The organism is Nostoc sp. (assembly GCF_036917575.1).
Lineage (GTDB): Bacteria > Cyanobacteriota > Cyanobacteriia > Cyanobacteriales > Nostocaceae > Nostoc.
The window spans coordinates 18,723-36,201 of sequence record NZ_JBALDC010000076.1 but is presented as its reverse complement, the minus strand read 5'-3'; the positions used below and the strand labels follow the sequence as shown (position 1 = coordinate 36,201).

Annotated in this window: 12 protein-coding genes; 3 read left to right on the top strand and 9 right to left on the bottom strand. The window is 40.2% G+C overall.

Going from position 1 to position 17,479, the window contains the following annotated elements:
- Positions 1-165: 165 nt before the first annotated feature.
- On the top strand, positions 166-3,315 hold the full coding sequence (locus V7K79_RS22910) for an N-6 DNA methylase (protein WP_335050718.1): 3,150 nt from the start codon (positions 166-168) through the stop codon (positions 3,313-3,315).
- On the opposite strand, the gene V7K79_RS22905 is transcribed toward V7K79_RS22910, so the two are convergent.
- From V7K79_RS22905 to hetZ, 4 genes are all read right to left on the bottom strand, one after another.
- On the bottom strand, positions 3,290-3,709 hold the full coding sequence (locus tag V7K79_RS22905; protein ID WP_335050716.1) for a hypothetical protein: 420 nt from the start codon (positions 3,707-3,709) through the stop codon (positions 3,290-3,292). The two genes, V7K79_RS22910 and V7K79_RS22905, sit on opposite strands and share 26 nt — an antisense overlap.
- Before the next feature lie 199 nt (positions 3,710-3,908).
- Positions 3,909-6,221 carry a transglutaminase TgpA family protein gene (locus tag V7K79_RS22900; protein WP_335050714.1) on the bottom strand — a complete coding sequence of 771 codons (2,313 nt, stop codon included), beginning with the start codon at positions 6,219-6,221 and terminating at the stop codon, positions 3,909-3,911.
- 346 nt (positions 6,222-6,567) lie between these two features.
- Positions 6,568-7,545: a PatU gene (locus tag V7K79_RS22895; protein ID WP_335050712.1), complete on the bottom strand. Its 978-nt coding sequence runs from the start codon at positions 7,543-7,545 to the stop codon at positions 6,568-6,570.
- Positions 7,538-8,743 (bottom strand): heterocyst differentiation protein HetZ, encoded by a 1,206-nt coding sequence (gene hetZ, locus V7K79_RS22890; RefSeq protein ID WP_292861722.1) that lies wholly within the window; start codon positions 8,741-8,743, stop codon positions 7,538-7,540. Before hetZ ends, V7K79_RS22895 begins: the two co-directional genes overlap by 8 nt.
- A gap of 204 nt (positions 8,744-8,947) precedes the next feature.
- Here hetZ and V7K79_RS22885 point away from each other — a divergent pair, with 204 nt between their 5' ends.
- The gene (locus tag V7K79_RS22885) at positions 8,948-9,421 is read left to right on the top strand and encodes a hypothetical protein (protein WP_322682951.1); all 474 of its coding nucleotides are present in this window, start codon (positions 8,948-8,950) and stop codon (positions 9,419-9,421) included.
- A gap of 552 nt (positions 9,422-9,973) precedes the next feature.
- Here V7K79_RS22885 and sds read toward each other — a convergent pair.
- Complete coding sequence (sds, locus tag V7K79_RS22880; RefSeq protein WP_335050710.1) at positions 9,974-10,945, bottom strand: solanesyl diphosphate synthase; 972 nt, start codon at positions 10,943-10,945, stop codon at positions 9,974-9,976.
- Positions 10,946-11,910: 965 nt separating this feature from the next.
- Between sds and V7K79_RS22875 the strand changes: the two genes are divergently transcribed.
- Positions 11,911-12,063 (top strand): hypothetical protein, encoded by a 153-nt coding sequence (locus V7K79_RS22875; RefSeq protein ID WP_335050907.1) that lies wholly within the window; start codon positions 11,911-11,913, stop codon positions 12,061-12,063.
- A 99-nt stretch (positions 12,064-12,162) separates the two neighbouring features.
- On the opposite strand, the gene V7K79_RS22870 is transcribed toward V7K79_RS22875, so the two are convergent.
- The 4 genes from V7K79_RS22870 to V7K79_RS22855 all read right to left on the bottom strand — a co-directional run bounded on the left by V7K79_RS22870 (position 12,163) and on the right by V7K79_RS22855 (position 17,435).
- The gene (locus tag V7K79_RS22870) at positions 12,163-13,074 is read right to left on the bottom strand and encodes a Bpu10I family restriction endonuclease (protein WP_335050708.1); all 912 of its coding nucleotides are present in this window, start codon (positions 13,072-13,074) and stop codon (positions 12,163-12,165) included.
- 54 nt (positions 13,075-13,128) lie between these two features.
- Positions 13,129-14,310 (bottom strand): DNA methyltransferase, encoded by a 1,182-nt coding sequence (locus tag V7K79_RS22865; protein WP_335050706.1) that lies wholly within the window; start codon positions 14,308-14,310, stop codon positions 13,129-13,131.
- 227 nt (positions 14,311-14,537) lie between these two features.
- Positions 14,538-15,404, bottom strand: coding sequence for a glutamate racemase (murI, locus tag V7K79_RS22860; RefSeq protein ID WP_335050704.1), 867 nt, complete (start codon positions 15,402-15,404; stop codon positions 14,538-14,540).
- A gap of 129 nt (positions 15,405-15,533) precedes the next feature.
- Entirely contained in the window at positions 15,534-17,435 is a 1,902-nt protein-coding gene (locus V7K79_RS22855) for an N-acetylmuramoyl-L-alanine amidase (protein ID WP_335050703.1), read from the bottom strand.
- Positions 17,436-17,479 lie beyond the last annotated feature (44 nt).

Sequence of the window (17,479 nt, the reverse complement as noted above, 5' to 3'; positions counted from 1 at the left end):
ACAGTAGACAACAATAAATGTAAGTAGGATTGCGACAAGATATGATAAAAACCTGTAAGGTATCTTTCAAACTTCTAATCTACTTCGATCCCAGCAATTACTCTAAAGAGCTTGCTAATAGTTTGGACAATTTCGACTCATAATCAGATTCTATAATGTTTTGTTATGTCTAAATTCTTGTCGAGCAAAGCTCTGCATAGCGTTACCTCTGTTAAAACTGGCTTGCCCAAGCAGCTTGAGCTATTTTCAGAGAAGACAAGTTTCATGTCGTCAGACCTGTTTGACTTGAGAAGCATTCGCCTACTGGTATCTAGACTTCATGATATTCTCCGTGACAATGATAGCCAGAGCAACATCATCAACCGCTTTGACGAAATCACTAAACTGGTCTTCGCCAAGATTATGTCTGATAAAACTCACAACAATGGAGCATCCATACCCTTCTCTCCTTCCGAGCTTCCTGTAAATCCCTGCGTCGTCCGAAAATACTATCAGCATCTTGCACATCAACACAGCAACGTTATTCCAAAACAGTTTAGTGAGCTTAATTGTTCTGATAGTACAATCGTGAAATGTGTCTTAGCCCTTCAATCTTTCAACTTTGTATCTACACAATTTGATATGAAGGGATTGGCTTACGAAGAAGTTGTTCGCAATACTTTTGACAAAGGCGATCATCAACAATTTTTCACACCGCCTCATATTGTTGATTTTATTGTCTCTGCTTGCCAGCCTTATATTAAAGGTGATGTATGCGATCCAGCATCCGGGACAGGTGGATTTCTCTCTAGCATTGCAAGGCATCAAATAAATTATTCATCCCTTACAAGTATTGAGATTGATCAACGGCTGTCTTGGGTTTCAGGAATTAATATGCTTCTTCAGGGAGCAAAAAACATTCGTACAGTGTTTCTTCCTTCAGGGGGGACTCTTGGTGAGGAAGCCAAACAATTCTTTTCATGTTTTGATACGATAATCACTAATCCACCATTTGGTAGCGATTTTACTGAGCCTGATATTTTAGAAACATTTGAATTAGGATCAGGCAAATCATCTCGTCGGCGTGGAATTCTTTTTATTGAGCGTTGCCATGCTCTTTTACGTGAAAAAGGTACACTTGCCATAATTATTGACGAAGGCGTTTTGAACTTATTTCATGCAACTGATGTAAGAAAATTTATTATCAAAAAGTTTGATATAAAGGCTGTTATTAGTCTACCTGAAACCGCATTCATGCCTTATGCTACGGTGAATACATCCATTTTAATAATGTCTAAAAAAATATTAAATGCTAGCAACCTATCAGTCTTTTTTGCTAAAGCAGATAAAGTCGGACGTAAAATAAGTGGGGATGAAGATGTTCGTTATGAAGATAATGGTAAAAGTTATCTCAATAGCGATCTTCCATCAATATTGAAGGCTTGGCATAAATACCTTAAAGAAGATCAAGCCGATGAGTCAGAAAACATTTATGTTACTGATATTTATTCTAACTTTATTAAACAAAACAATGGATATCGTATTGATTTCCAGTATCATCACCCATCTAGGAAAAAAAGCCAAGAATTAATTGCTAGTTGTATTTATCCATTAAAGCGTTTAGCTGAGATTTGCACAGAAAGGAATGTCTCTATTACTCCATGCAAGGAACTCTCTGGCGCAATTATTCGATATACAGGGTTAGCAAATATTGAATCAAATACTGGACGGTTTGAACAAGACCCAACTCCTACTGACTCATTGAAAAGCTCAGTTAAAATGTACCAACCTGGTGATATTGTTTTTGCAAAAATGCGTCCCAACCTGCGAAAGGTTGTATTAATGAGCTTTGCAGAGCCAGGTTTTGTATCATCGGAATGCTCTGTTTTTACCGTCAAGCAAGAGACTGATGGTACATATCTGATTGACCCTCTTATACTAAGTGTTTTCCTTAGGTCTGACTTTGTTTATGGGCAAATTATGCATTTGGTAGCGGGTATTGGTCGTCCAAGAATTAACTCAAAAGAACTCTTGCAAGTAATGATTCCGCTTCCACCTAAAAATATTCAGGAGGAAATTCATCTCCGGTATTTGAGTCAGCATCAAAAAGTCGAGAACCTTAAATCGGATATTAAAAGCTTTCTAAACCGCTCTCAATTAACGCTCACATCGTCAGTACAAGAACTGGTTTCTTCTTTTATCGGAAGCCCAAAGACAATATCTTTTATGCCCATTGAGAATAAACAAATGGTGTTCACTCCTGAAAGCCTAAGAATCTTTCTAAAAGCGGAGTCCAACCCTCTAGATACATTGTCTTGGTTAACCGACTTCTTCTTGCCAGAGGTTGTTAAAAGACTGAATGAAACTGATGTTAGGCGTAGACTTGGCATATACGCTGGGGAGAAAATTCCAGAAAATGAGAGAAACCTTACTGATGTACGCAATCGCGTGAGTCTAATTATTGAATATGAATTAGTGCGTTTGGCAACTCGCATTCTTGAAGATCACGAGATTGAAGATATTTTCTGGAGTTATGTTGTTGCTAACCGTTTCCCTGATTTAGAAGTTCGCACATCTTCAGGCTCTCGTGGTCTTCGGGTTGAGGTTAAATGCCTTCAAACCATTGCTGAAGAAAAGTCTGCTAACTTTGATACTTTAAGGAAAGACATTCATCCTCTAACCGACTTTTTGATTGTTTTTGCTTGGGACTGGAGGTATGACTCTGAAAATGTCACTTGGGATCGAGCGCCCTTCATTCATCATGCGTATGCTTTCCATGCATCTTCACTTGCTTTACTGCGCGACTGGTACTGGCTAAATTGTCCCCCTAAAGACTTAGGTAGTGGATTGCAAGGCTTTGACCTTAGATACGCTGTCAACTGTAAAGACGGCAGATATAACGAGGAGGAGGGCAATTATGGTAAGCTTCTACGGATATGGCAAGAGGGCTTTAAATATGAACCACCTGAGTCGGATCTAGTTCACCGCACGATTACAGACTATCTTGCCTTTAAGAATGCAGTAATCAAAGCAGGTCTGGATACTTTGGCTCATTTATTTTTACCTGGGCTTTCTGGAGCTACTGAGGTTGTTGTTGTCCTCTACGAAAATGAACGAGTTGGTTGGCAGTCCGGTGAGGTTTGCTTCTTGTTAAGCTCTGCTGTTTCAACACAGAAAAAACAAAATTTAGTTCTCAGTCAGCTAACAGTGAGCAAAGTTTACTTATTTACAGATAAATATGCTTGGAGAGAATTTGAGTATAAAAAAGGAAAATTGATATTAAAGCGAACAGGCAAAAAACCAAAGCGGCTTATTCAAACAAATCAAACTCCGTAGGATCTGACTCTGTAGAGTCAAGTTCAGCAGATTCAGGTTCAGCCAGATCAAGCCGGAAATTAACAACTGATTGGCAGAATTGAAATACCCACTCGTTGAACTCCAAGCCTGAACAATGATTTATGAAGAGAGTTATCTGTTCAACAGATAATCTAGCAACCAAAGTTTTTTCAAAGTTGTATAACTCGCATTTGCTAAAATCGCTGTCTGTAGGTAATACATGAAAGAAGTACCCGCCTCGATTAGTATGTCCCTCTGTACTACGAATGCAGATACTAGCTCCCTTTTGGCACTCCCTCAAAATCTTTGAAATTTGGTCTATAGAAATTGGAGTATCCGTATCCATGCTGACTACAGGAGGAAAGGGAATATCTTCAAACTTCTTCTTTGGCATCTAAATTATTTGTTTAATTGTATCTGTTTAAATAAGTGGATATTCTCTTAAAAGAGAGATAAGGGACTAGCACGAAAATAAAATACCAGTTAGAAAAAGCGTAACTACTAAAAATCAAGCTAAAAATTCAAAAAATACTGGTACATTATTAAATCGCTAGTCCCTAACCTGAAAATTTTACCCTCTGCTATGATTTGAATTATTTAGTAGTCTTAGCAGCCTTTTTAAGACCTTGCCATCTTTGTCGCAATCGCTGCAAGTTAGGTGTATGACCGCCATAACGCCAGCCAACATAAGCTTGACAAATTTCATCTATAACCTCAGCAGTTGCTAAAGCATGATGCTGATATGAGACTCTGGCATACTCTAAAGGTGTTTGTGCTGGATGTTTGCCTAAACCTTTTTGAGTTGTCCATTGCAGCATTTGTTGATAAAGGCTCTCCATCGCTGGCAATTTCTTCAACCATCTACGGTTGCGCCACTCTCGCCACTGACCCCAACCCAGCCAAGCGAAGAAAGCCGATGTAATCCCCACAATTAAGCCAGTTAATACACCAAACCAACCTTGAGAGAATAAAGCTAAAAACCAAGCGATCGCTCTAATCACCCACTTAAATATTGTCTCAAATACATTATTCAACAAACCTGTCACCGGAGAAGGTAGCCAGCCAGCAACCCAATGCCACAATTGGCGCAATACACTAAAAGTCTGAGTATCTTCAATGGATGGCGGAATCAGAGGATGATTGGGAATAGGGTCAAAGGCAAACCAACCATATTTCGGAAAATACACTTCCGTCATCGCATAAGCATCAGTATTACGAACAACATATAGCCCTGTAAATGGATTAAATTCTCCCGCGCTAAACCCTGCTACCAACCGCGCTGGGATACCAATGGAACGCAACATCACCGTGAGAACTGTTGAAAAGTGGTCTGGATAGCCTCCCTTTTGCTTAAACAAAAAAGTTTCTACCAAATCTTCTTTTTCACTCAAATAAGGTAATTCCAACGGATTTTGGGGAATAGAGTAGCGTTGCTTTAAATACTGAGCTAAGTAGAGAGCCTTTTCATAAGGTGAATCCAGGCTTTTAGCAGACTTTGTGACTTTTTCTTGATTATAGTTAGCGAGAATTTCTTCGGTACGTCGTCGAACTTTTTCGGCAATTTCGGGAGGAATTTGCAGATAATGCTTTTTAATTTGTGGGGGATATTTAGTAGAAGCTTCACCTAAGGAAGTGCGATCGCGGTATGGCACTTCGGAAACTACTGTGTAGGTAAGACCTTGTGATAATTCTACAGGCGATCGCAATCCGTCTTCTTTATCAACAGCGAGTACTGGTGCTGGAAAGTAAACTTCTTTGGGATAAGTCATCGCTGGAATCAGGTTAGGTAAATCCGACACCACTGTATAAGTTTGTACTACCTGTTGGGTTCTACCAGTCAGCACAGATGGAGAAAGAAAAATTTGGTAAGACCAAGGCGATCGCCTAACAGTCGTCACATCTTCATTGCGAGAAACTTCCCATCCCTTACCTGTATAACGGTCAAATCCTAATACTCGCCAAAAACCCTCAGCTTGCGATCGCACTCGCATGACAACCTTGGGTTTCATTTCGCCCCGCAGGTTCTGATTTATTTGGCTATTAAAACCGTAATAAAAATTATTATCTATTTTACCTGGTTGACCAGTTTTATTTTGTCCCGTACCACCGCTACCACTGCCTTGATTATCACCTTTACCTTGGCGGATATAACCGGGATTTATGATACTACGTCCGGTGAAATTATTTTTTACTTGAATAGCAGAACTTACAGGAAAATTTCGTAATTGATAGCCGGGAAATCTCGGTAAAACAGCAAAAATTGCTAGCCCCAGACCAACAATTAGTAAAAAAGTTAGAATTAAAAATTTAAAATTAAGACTTGAGGAATTCCGCTGATTTAATTTTTCATTCTTTATCTTTAATGGCTGCAAACCCAAGCGTGAGCGGTAATCTAGTACTAGAGTTGGCAGAGCGATCGCTAAAAAGAACAGCAACACAGGTGCAAATGCGAAAGTCTGACTTAGAGTTGCTGCCACACCCAATAAAATCAGTCCGATCACAATCGAATAGCCCAAATTTTTCCTGCGGGGTGTATCAAAGCTGTGTAACACCTGGAGTTGAATTAATAACTCTGCCAAACCCAACCGCGTATCATTCAATTCTCCTACTAATCGCCCAAAGAAAGCACCCAGTGCTACTAACATTCCGATGGCGATGCAGAATTTAATTGCAACATTGCGATCGCGGCGACGATAATAACTCCAAACCGCACCCACTAAACTTAGGGGTAATGCCCAAAAACTGAATGAAGTCTCGGCGGCAATATCCGTCGCCACAATTCCCAAAATAACCAACGCTAGCACCAGCACCCGCAATAAAATTGAATCTTCCACTTCAATCAAAGGCGATCCCTGCGGATTTTGCCGCCAGAAATTACCTACAGGGATACGCCAAAACCGATTCATCCTGGATAAGTTAAACATTTGAGTCTAATAGAAGCAATGATGTAGATGCAACAAACACAATGCAGGGGACATAATTTGTTACCTTAGCACTGTGTTAAAAAATCATAGATAAGAGGTTATGGAGATACACGAAAAATGGGTGACGCGGTAAATCGAGAAATCAAATACTTTCTCAATATCTCCATGTCCCCATATCCCCGTGTCCCTGTGTCTTTGTAATAACTGCTTCTCGTAGACACCCTAGTGACCGTTTATTGAAAAATGGGATAAGCTTCAAAACCAGGAAAATCCTCTTAAATATATATCGGCGTTGATTGACATAGTGTGCTAGCGGTGGCAATCTCAACTAAATCGTGGGATTAATCACAAACAACAACGACTGTTCGTCTATTTCTGGAAATTCAACTTCCAGCGTATAAGTTGGGTTAAGTTGCTCGCAGCCTAACTCTACATTTAAGTATCCCGAAGTCGAAGATGTTGTCATTGCTAAAGTGCCGCTTCCCCGCAGCGTCAAAGTTCCTTTAACAGGTAACTCAGCTTGAACAAGTAACTTCGTAAGTTTACCTAGAGGCTGGTACTCTACTCTGATATTTAAAGTACCAACACTGGTTAGCCATTGTCTTTCTACCACCGGACTAATTGCTGAAAGTGGTAGAGTCAGATTTTCTAGTAGTTGTTTAGCTGCTAGCAACGACAAAGCCATCTGTTGACGCGGTTGTAATTCTGAGTAATCGCTCTGAATAGCGGGCATTGTCTCCAGAGTACTGACAGACCGATAGGTGCTTCTTAGCACCAATCCAGCGATATCATTTAGTGCTTGAGACTCATTGGGAAAAAAGTTCTCCACCACTTGAACTAATTTTGCCCCCAACGGCACTGAAGATGTCACTAAAGCCTGACATTGTTCTAGCAATTGCTGGAAAACTCTTTCCGGTAAGCGAGTCGGTAAGGTCAACTTTGACTGTTGTACCATCCATCCCCAGCTAGGAACGAGTGTCATTGACGGCTCATCAACAAAATCAGGATATTCAATTAATTCTGCTTCCCAAGGAAACAACGGTGGATGTTCTTGGGCTTGGATTTGTAACCGATGCTTAAGGACAGCTTGAAAACGATCTTGCACAGTAGGAATTTCTCCCAGTTGAAAGGTCTGGGGCGTTTCTCCCAATTTTGGCTGACTGCTTTTTGAAGCAGTGGCTTCCTTGAGGAGGTTTTTTACCCCGTCATTTTCCTCACATTCTACCGATTGCTCGTTATTTTTGACATCATCTGTCAATAACAAATCGAGACACTGGTGTTGTAAGGATTCTGAGTCACTATTCATGAGTAGATGCACCCGATCCGGAAACTAATGAGTTACGAATTTCCCAAGCTTGCTCAAGAATTTTAAACCATCGTTTTTGCAGTTGTGCCATTGATAGCCCTAAAGTTTTTGCTATTTTTTCATCAGCTTGTCCTTGTTGCTTCAACTCTAATAAAGACCGTTGCTTGTTGTCCAGCTGTGCTGTGTATACTTGCCATTGCTGAGGAGTTAAGCCCAAATTTGTATGCAAAGAAGCTTCCAGCCACTCGTGAACTAATTCCCAACGGTGCAACAGGGCGAACCGAATCAAATGATACTTAAAGCGCTGCTGCAAATAATCTCTCTGACGAGGAGTTAAACCTAAAATCGACTCAATTTCCTGTGCTGATAAATCCTGGAGGCGGAGAGAAAAGTAATCAGCGCAGTCAGATTGTTGTCGTTGTTCGAGATAATTCATTAATTCTGTAACGACAACGGAACGCAAGGTGTCTTCTTCAGGTTCGGGTTCGGCTTGCGTTGCCATTGTGGAGCGCAATTGGTGAATTGCTGGTTCTTCCCAAGAACCGTCACCTTCATTATTGCTACCTTCTGCGGCTTGTTCTATATCTACACTGGTTTCTGGAGGCTGCTGTTGGGAAAAAGTTTGTGCCCGCAGGATAATTAACTGTTGTTGGCGACCTGGTAAGGGAATGCGTCGCTTGCCGTAGCGCTCGGTAAATGCCATATACTCGGACAATTCCAAGAGCGTCTGAGGGCGATAAGTAGCACCAAGTTGATTTTCTCGCCGGAAAGCGTTCAACGCCTCTAAATAAAAACTTTGGAGGAAATCTTCAATTATCGTCAGCCGCCCTTGATAACTCAATTGTCTCTGAGGAGGATTAATATACCGATAAATAATTGCACTCAAAGTACTGTGTAATTCGACTCTGCCTCGATTTGAACCCAATTGATAGTACCTGAGACATTGTTGCAGCCGATGCCGAGCTAAGGTCATCGCCGAGCTTTCTACAGATCCAGAAGCTTGGATACGTTTACTCTCATGACAAATCCGGTAGACTTCGGTGGTAATACGTGTTGCGACATCATGGCAATTCTGTTCCGAAGCTTTGGTTGACTGCTGAAACTCCTTGGATAGGAGTTGAAAGATCGCCTCCACGCCTGTAGAATTTTCTCCCAGAATAGTTGCAGATGGAATAGTTGCGGTTGCGGCTGAATTCATAGTCTCGGTTTTTAAAAGACCCTAACTTACTTAAATACAACCTGTAAGACAGTGGGTATTGGCTGGTTTGGTTTTACGTATAAGCTAAACGTAGGCCAATCCTATATTAAGGATGTGGCTGATTTTATTATTCCCAATTCTGATGGGATTGTTCACACATGATAGATGTTATTGCCATTACCCAAAAGCCGTATACAAGTCATTATGGATTTAGAAGCGCAAATTCAATTGCTGATTGACAATGCACCCCGCGATGGTATGACACCACATCTTGTTGCAGCAATTGCTCCTGCCCTTAGAGCGATCGCTCAAAAATTACGCTACTCCCAGTACTATATTCTCCAAAATTCGGAGTCAAGCTGGGTTCTAACTACATTGAGCAATCGTGCTAACCCAGGATTGGAAAAACGTGTGATTTACGCTTTCCCTACCATACAGGATGTCTCTCTAATTTCCCCTGATGGGCTTGACCCTCAAATGCTAGCTAAAATTACTCCTGTCACCCATATTTTGTTCCAATTAGTGGCATTAGAACCCGTAGATAGTATCGTTTTTTTGGAGACGCCGGGTAAGACCACTCATACCGTCGAAGTTCGACGTACTGAACTAGAAAAACTCATGCAGAAACAGTTACGACAGAAGCGATCGCCTAAACAGATACCCCCTGATATTGCATAGAAAAAATTTGGATGTGGAGTTTTTTAGATACAATCCCACATCCAAATTTTTAAATTTCAAATTCCTTTAAAAAAGTTTTCTAAATCAGTGAAAAAAGAAATTTTTTCTTTCCGTTACATCATACGACTGGCTCAACTTTCCTTAAACCTAAAATTGATTAAAAAATAGTTCTCAGTGAACATTTTTTCGTTTTTAAGTTTTAGTTTTCCAATGAAGCAAAGTTTCATACTTAAGAACTTTCACATCAAAAAATATCCCATTCTTTATTGTGAAGTTCCCAGTAACCACAAGCAGGCAAGTCTTTAGTAGTGAGTGCTTAGTAAAATGCTTTCCACCCCATAAGTAGTAATTTATTTTTTAGAAATCCCTAAGAACTTCCAAATCAAAACCCCACTTTATACTTGCTAAATAAGTGGATTAAATTGAACATAAAGCTACCTTAGTGTGTTAAAGCGTTGTATAACAAAACATTTCAGGTTTTCGGTGGGTTACGAAAGCCACAACACACCTACATCTAAATCCCCACTTTCTACCTGAGAACTGATGACTAATTTAATAGAGACGACTCAGTGTGTACTCAGCGATGTTAATCAATGCCTGATGGGATTCTGAGGATGGGAGAACTGCAAGATGTTCAATTGCTAACTTAGCATGGTGAGCAGCTAACTCTCGCGCCTGCTGTATACCTTGACTATCTTGAATCAGTGTTAGTGCTTGCTCTAAATCTCCTTCTTGAGCAAACTCTCGTTCAATCAGTACTTCCAAGGATGGTTTTTGGGCTAAAGCAAATAAAACGGGTGCAGTCAGATTACCGCTTTTGAGATCAGACCCTACTGGTTTACCCAAGGTATCTATTGTACTGGTGAAATCTAAAATGTCATCAACAATTTGAAATGCTATACCAAAATGACGACCGTAGCTATACAGATGCTCAACAGTTTCTCGCGAAACTTCACTGAGTAACCCAGCAGCTTTAGAACTGTTGGCGATTAACGAAGCTGTTTTGTAATAACTCTTCTCAATGTACGTTTCAATAGAGATACCAGCATCAAAACGATTTAGTCCCTGCTTAATCTCCCCAGTAGCCAAATCCATAATGACTTCTGAGAGCAGTTTTACTACCTCCAAATTGTCCAAGTTTGCTAAATACCAGGACGATTGAGCAAAGAGAAAATCTCCGGCTAAGATGGCAATGCGGTTCCCGAACAAACTATGAACGGTGGGAACGCCTCGCCGCACGTCTGATTCATCTATCACATCGTCATGTACTAAGCTTGCTGTGTGAATCATTTCTGTAATCTCAGCAAGGCGACGATGACGCGGCGTAATATCTTGTTCTAACATTGTTGCCCGCGATATTAGCAGGACAATTGCTGGTCTGATACGCTTTCCCCCAGCTCCGAATAAATGTTCGGCTGCTGCAAACAGAATGGGGTGGCGATTTCCAACTAGCTGTTTTAGATTATCTGCTAGTAGTCGCAGGTCTGCTTCCACAGGGGTAAACAGGGAGGTGGCTGGGGTCATGGATGGGCGGACTCTGACTTAGGTTACGAAAGTTTACATATCCTATACTCATTTTAAGATAACCCAGTGCCAGCGCAAAGTTTTCATCAGGTAATCCCATTTTTATGAGTCTATGGGTGATAATTAATGTTACTAAGGTTTTTGTCAATAAGCAATATTGCTTAATTTGTGGCTACTCAAACTTTAAACTAACTTAAAACATGAGTTCTCAGTACACGGGATGAATATCAGATTAAATTGTGTTAAGTAGTTTCTCATTTCACCTTTCTTGCCATAGTTATAAAGATAATTTAAGCAAGATTACTTATTGACAAAAATAAAGCAATTTAATTTTGTTGCCTAGAGTAAGGCGAAATTTCTCTAGATTGAGGTGTAGCTCTTGAAAAAATTTGAAATTTAGCAGCCGAATAAGCTCAAAATTCAGGGTCGTTGTGTTACGCTAAAGTATAGGAATTTTAAATTTTGTAAGATATTTACACTCTAAAAGTTAAGTCAGCTACTAGTTGATTTTACTGAGTGAGGGTTGTGAGTATAAAATAAATATTCGTCGGTTAGTTAAGGGAATAAGTTCTTTAATTTTTCCTACGATACGCGAAACTCCTGGTTTGGATCTGTGTGATATCCCTATGGGAAGCCGCTACACGTCCTCAGCGCACGTTGAGCGCAAGCATTGCTATTTTCACAGCAGTTTGAGCAAAAATAAAGCAGATCGAGTAGACCGCTGAGAATCGTAGTTTAGATTGTTAAACGGCAAGCTAACTGCTGTGGGATCTATGGTCTGCTAGAAGTCGCGTTAAATTATAAATTCTTTGTCCGTAGAGGATTTTATCTCTATAGGTAGTTTTACCATAGAAAACTCCAGCCATTGAGAATGCACTTACTTGGCTGAGGTTCTACTAATTTTATGGAATTTTATATTCGTTTAGAACAGTGCTAGTAGAACAATGATTTACGGAAATATACTTATGATGATTTTTATTTTAGCCTCTGGATATTTGTTCACAGTCTACCTATTATTAGCACTGGCGAAGCGAACGGGTACAAAGACTGTTCCTACAAGTTTCCCTTCATCATCTGAAGGAAAACACAAGCAGGAGATATCAGTTAATAGTCAATAGTTGGGAGTAGTGAGTTAGAAGTTATTAATTCAAAACTTTTAACTCCTAATACCGATTACATCTGAGGTTACTCCAGAACAAAGGAATTTTGACCCTTGCCTAGAAATGCCCCTGGTCTAAAACATTTTCCATTGATGGACTTGTATCGTCAATTAAAACTTGAATCTTATCAATCATCCTTTGAAATACGTCAGGGTAATACTTAGAAGAATCCAAAAAGTCTACATATTCCTGTCTGTGAAGTTGCCTTTCCTTTGGTGTTCGATACTCTTGTCGAATATTAGAAGACATGCGTTTGGTTTTTCGCACTATCAAAACATCATCAATTTGAGTTGAAATTATTGAAATTGGTGCCATATCAAGAAATTCACAAATCAGAAAATATAAAGATCCAGGAACAGCTATCTTTAAATCTCTACTTGTTGCTACTGCTTCTTGAAACATAGCCTTATCTAAATTTGTTTTGCATTCCGCACAAACATATCCAAGATGTGATTTAATCAACTTATAGTCTTGAAACTCTGGATCAAATGATGACTTTAAATATAACCTTTTCCCAAGTATAAAATCCTGATTTTTAGTTCTAATGCTTGGTTCACCACCTTGACCGAGATTTCCAAGAGAAGATAGAAAACTAAGTCCAGAGAACGTACTTCTTGGACCTAACTCGAAAGAATCATCTATTCCTTGCAAACTACCGAAAACTAGTTGTGGCAAAAATTCTTCCAGGATAGTATTATCTAGCTTTAGCTGCCCCTTCTGTCTATACAAAAAGTTATCTGAACTATCAAATATTAGGTCAAGTTCAATAAAACGTTTATATTTGTTAGTAGCTTCGACTAACTTCTCTACTGTATCTGTTTGACCACGCTCAATTGCTTCTAACTCAGCAATCCACTCATGATACTTTTTAACAGCTTCTTCTACCCGTTCTTTATCAGCTTCAGGTAGGCGACTGTTATTGAGACATGCAGTTAGTTTCGTGTAATGAGGGCGAGAAACTTCAGGCATAGGTTGAACTGACTATGAATATTTAAGCCTGACTAATTGAGCAGGTTGATGAGGTTAATAAATATGGAATATTTTATCTAAAGTTCGTGTTCTTTCAATATCTTGAACTTTGTCAATTGCATCTTCTAAAAATTCAATATTTTTCGATGATACTAACGAAAGACCACTTTTCAGTACATCCAATGCTACTTCTCTTGCAATTTGCTCAATTGTTTCCTTATAAAACTCATTGTTTAAGTTGATAAAGTTAATTATATCTTCTCTAATAATTTTGCCAAATTTATTTTTGAATTCCCTCTTTTGTCTCAAAACTCGATGAAATAAATTTGCTCTTAGTCCAATTTTTTCAATAATGTCAGCATTGTAAAAAGGCACTCCAAGAACATTGGATTCATGTCCTATAACAAACACAATTCGAGCCTCATTTTTAGTTACTCTTGAAAGCTCCCTTAGAGTATCAGCCATATCTAGACAGTATTGTACTACTGTGTAAAAGCGGTTTCCTCTATTTGCTCGGTTAGATCCAATTTCTGACTTTGCTATCTTTAATAAATCCCATCCTAATATCTCAGCAGAACTGCGATAGTTTTGATGATAGTTAAATACATTTATGTAAGGTGGGGAGGTAACAACAAAATCTATCTGATCGTTTTTCAATGGAAGAGAACGAGCATCAGATAGACCTACTTTAATTTCCTTTTTTGAGTAAGGAAGTTTTTCAATTACACTTGCTAAAGCAGCAAATTTAGACTGTATAAATTCATTAGTAATTTTATTATTTCCAACATCAAGAAGAATTATCAAAGCATCGAATATTCTTGTTGCTTCCTCATCTAACTCATTCCTGAGCATTCTTAACTTCTCTACCAAATCTGGTACTTGGCTACCATTTTCAAAAATTCTAAAAGGGAATTCCCTATCTATTAAAGTCCTAATAATTTTGATAACCTCCTTTCTTTGAGAATGATTTATGAATTCATAGGTTTTGCTAAGAATGCAGGCTGCTGGGTTAATTTCAAAACCATATGACTCAAACGCAAGAATACCAGCCTCTAGCAAAACAGTTCCACTACCCGCAAAAGGATCAAGAATAACTGAGTTAGATAGACAATATGAGCTTAATATAACTTCAATAAGCTGTGGCGAAAACTGACCACGCCAAGCAAATAAGTTAGATCTGGTTTTGTCAACAATGTCAAGATTTTCTTGTGGAATGGATTTGTCAAATTCCTTCAATTACCAATCTTCCTTACTTCTTAACTTATTCTCGTAAGCCTCAGTGTAGTTTAACATTCTTCTTTAGTGGCTTTGTAGTTGGGCTAAACCGCGTCCATTTTGAAAGCTGGAGTTTTAAGGAGAGCATATTAATCAGCCATGCTTGAGTTTTGTGCTTTACTCTCATGACAAAAAACTACGGTTTTCAATGTAGACAAGGTTTAACTTCTCATTTACTTCACATAGTTTTATTGGAGTTGGGAAATAGCGATATCAGTGAAGGAAACCTCTTCAACCAATGGGGTATAGCCTAGCCACTGCACTCCTGATTGAGAAAACTGTTTCGGACAACCGCTGACGGCGAAGCGAGTTGGTAGTGGTAGGTGAGTATTTCTTAAGCCTAGTAAGTCTAGCTCTTGGGCACAAGCTGCTACAACATGAACAGCCGGATCGATCAACTGAACTTGAGAGGGGAGGAGCGATCGCAGTACTGGTGTAAGGTGGGGATAATGAGTACAGCCGTGAACTAAGGTGTCAATTTCCTGCTCTAATAAAGGTTCTAAGTAGGCTCGTGCAACTTCCGCAGTGTAAGGATCGTGAATGCGGTTTTGCTCAATCAGTGGCACAAACTCCGGGCATCCAACTTGCCAGACTTGAACATCGGGAGCAATTTCGAGTATAGCGTGCTTATAAGCATTACTCTTAGCTGTAGCTGGAGTGGCAATTACGCCAATCCGCTTTCCTTGCTGTACCGCAGCTTTTGCACCCGGTAGGATGACTCCTAAAATGGGTATGCTAAATTCTTGACGCACGGTTTCTAGGGCTAAGGCGGAACTGGTGTTACAAGCCATAATTACCATTTTTACCTGCTGCTGTTGTAGCCAGGTAATGATTTCACGTGTAAATCGTAAAATTTCTGCTTGTGAACGAATTCCGTAAGGAAGTCTAGCTGTATCGCCAAAGTAAACAATTGATTCATTCGGGAGTTGCCGATATATTTGTCGCAGTACTGTTAGCCCACCCACACCACTATCAAAGATGCCAATTGGGGCACGTTTGGGTTCTCGATCGGAAAAATCGTCAAGATTCCCTTCAAAAATGGAAGATGAATACACAGGCAGATATATATTTAGGTTTTGGGATTTAAAATACAGAATTTAGCAGACAATCTCTAATTTGACTACTAAATTCTGCGCGTCAAAGAAGTTTAAATACCACCTCTTTAATTAGTAATTTGTACTATATTACCTCTGCTGTAAGTATTTTAGAATGCCACGAGCGATCGCTTCTGCCATCCGATTTTGATATTCTGGTGTTCCTAATCTGGGATTATCCTCATAACCAGTCATATAGCCTGTTTCTACCAAAATCGAAGGCATGGAGCTTTTTCTCAGAACATAGAATCTGGCTTTACGGGTTCCCCGGTCTTTAATAGTACCGATGTCCTGGAGGATGGTTTTACGAACTACTTCAGCCAGGTTGTAACCACTATCGAAATAATATACTTCTAATCCATTGACATCAGGACGATTATCAACGGAATTAGCGTGAATGCTGACAAACAAAGTCGCATTAACCCGCTTGGCAATATCTACCCGTCCCTGAAGTTCTACAAAAAAGTCGGCATCCCGCGTTAGCACTGCTTGTACGCCATTTTGCTCTAAAATTGCTCCTACCCTTTTCCCAATAGGCAGAATTACATTCTTTTCCAAAAGTCCCCCTAGACCAGGAGCACCTGAGTCTTTTCCACCATGTCCTGGGTCAATAACTACTAGCAATTTCCCTCTGGGAGCCGAGGGGCGTGGCTGTGGCTGGGAGATTGGACGGGGATTATCTATGGGATTTGGTAATTGACCTTGGTCTGGTGATGGCAGAGGAGGTAAAGTAATGGGTGGTGTGATACTGCTAACAGAGCGTCGTAATTCTAAAGCTAAAAGCTGGTCGCCAACTTGGTTGAGTTCCCCAATTTGTACTCCGGCTGCTGGTTGAACCAAGACGACAACAGTGTTGGATTCTTGTGGTTGCAGGCGTACCCGCAAAATCGGGCTATTAGGATTGAAAGTCGGGCCTGTGACTTTGGGAGCTAACTTAGCATTGTTGATAGTGATGCGGAACAGACCAGAGGTTCTATCCCAGCCTCCTGTAGCAGATAAAGTTTGGTCGGCTCGAATCAGCAATTGTGTACCATTATTAGCCAGTTGTACAGACTGAATGCTAGCAGGTGTGTTACTTGGTGCTATAGGACGTGGATTGTTACTTCCAGGTAGCTGGGCAACCCCACGACTGGGTAGAACTACAAAACCACCAACACTGCTAGTGGTTGCTCGCCAATTTGGACTATTTTCATCTACTTGTAAAGTCAGGCGAACAACTGATGGGCTGGTTTGCAGTTGAGTGAACTGGATACGGCTGACACCATAGCGATTAATCGACAAATTCCGCTGCTCTAAACTTGGTGATAAAGTTGCGCCAGCAATGTCGATGTTAATTGCTTTTTGATCGTTGCTACGATTTACCTGAATCTGAGGATTGCCACCACTTGTAGCAATGAAAAAACCATCACCTGTGACTTGTAATTTCTCAATTTGAGTAACTCTGGCGACAAGCGTTCCGTTGTTAAGTGGATTTACAGAGCCGTTTGTTACCACATTGTAAATATTCCTTGGGGGGAATGTTGGTGTAGATGTTCTGGGTGTAGTATCAGTGGCTATAGCTTGTTCTGGTTGCCCCTCAGTGTTTCTTGCGGGGAGATTGTCGGCTTGTGGCGTCGGTAATTGCACTGTCCAGCGATCGCCACTTCTACCCACAAATTGCACTCGTTTGGGGTCTAAACTATAACCAGGAGTCAGTTCAACCACTATACGCGTTGTTTGTTCGTCAAACTGCCCAACACGGATGGAACGAATTGCACCGCCCACTTGTTGGGTTAGCTGTGGGCGACCAAATGAGGTTCCTGGTAAATCAATTACTAAACGAGTCGGGTTAAAAATTAATTGTGCTTGGGGTTGAACATCCCCTTGAGTATTAAATTCCAGCCTGTTTTGATTAGCATCAAAACGCCAAGATTCAAGTCTCGCGGCCATTGCCGGCGACGATAGCATGAAGATGGTTCCAATAGTACTGGATAGTAACCAGCGTAATTTCACAGTCTTTTCTCCTGATTCACATTTATGGGAGCCGTCAACATCTC

Excerpts from the sequence above, each read along its gene's own strand:
- V7K79_RS22910 (WP_335050718.1), top strand. The coding sequence starts at position 166 with ATGTCTAAATTCTTGTCGAGCAAAGCTCTGCATAGCGTTACCTCTGTT.
- V7K79_RS22870 (WP_335050708.1), bottom strand. The coding sequence starts at position 13,074 with ATGCCTGAAGTTTCTCGCCCTCATTACACGAAACTAACTGCATGTCTC.
- V7K79_RS22895 (WP_335050712.1), bottom strand. The coding sequence starts at position 7,545 with ATGAATAGTGACTCAGAATCCTTACAACACCAGTGTCTCGATTTGTTA.
- V7K79_RS22905 (WP_335050716.1), bottom strand. The coding sequence starts at position 3,709 with ATGCCAAAGAAGAAGTTTGAAGATATTCCCTTTCCTCCTGTAGTCAGC.
- sds (WP_335050710.1), bottom strand. The coding sequence starts at position 10,945 with ATGACCCCAGCCACCTCCCTGTTTACCCCTGTGGAAGCAGACCTGCGA.
- V7K79_RS22875 (WP_335050907.1), top strand. The coding sequence starts at position 11,911 with ATGATGATTTTTATTTTAGCCTCTGGATATTTGTTCACAGTCTACCTA.
- hetZ (WP_292861722.1), bottom strand. The coding sequence starts at position 8,743 with ATGAATTCAGCCGCAACCGCAACTATTCCATCTGCAACTATTCTGGGA.
- V7K79_RS22900 (WP_335050714.1), bottom strand. The coding sequence starts at position 6,221 with ATGAATCGGTTTTGGCGTATCCCTGTAGGTAATTTCTGGCGGCAAAAT.
- V7K79_RS22885 (WP_322682951.1), top strand. The coding sequence starts at position 8,948 with ATGGATTTAGAAGCGCAAATTCAATTGCTGATTGACAATGCACCCCGC.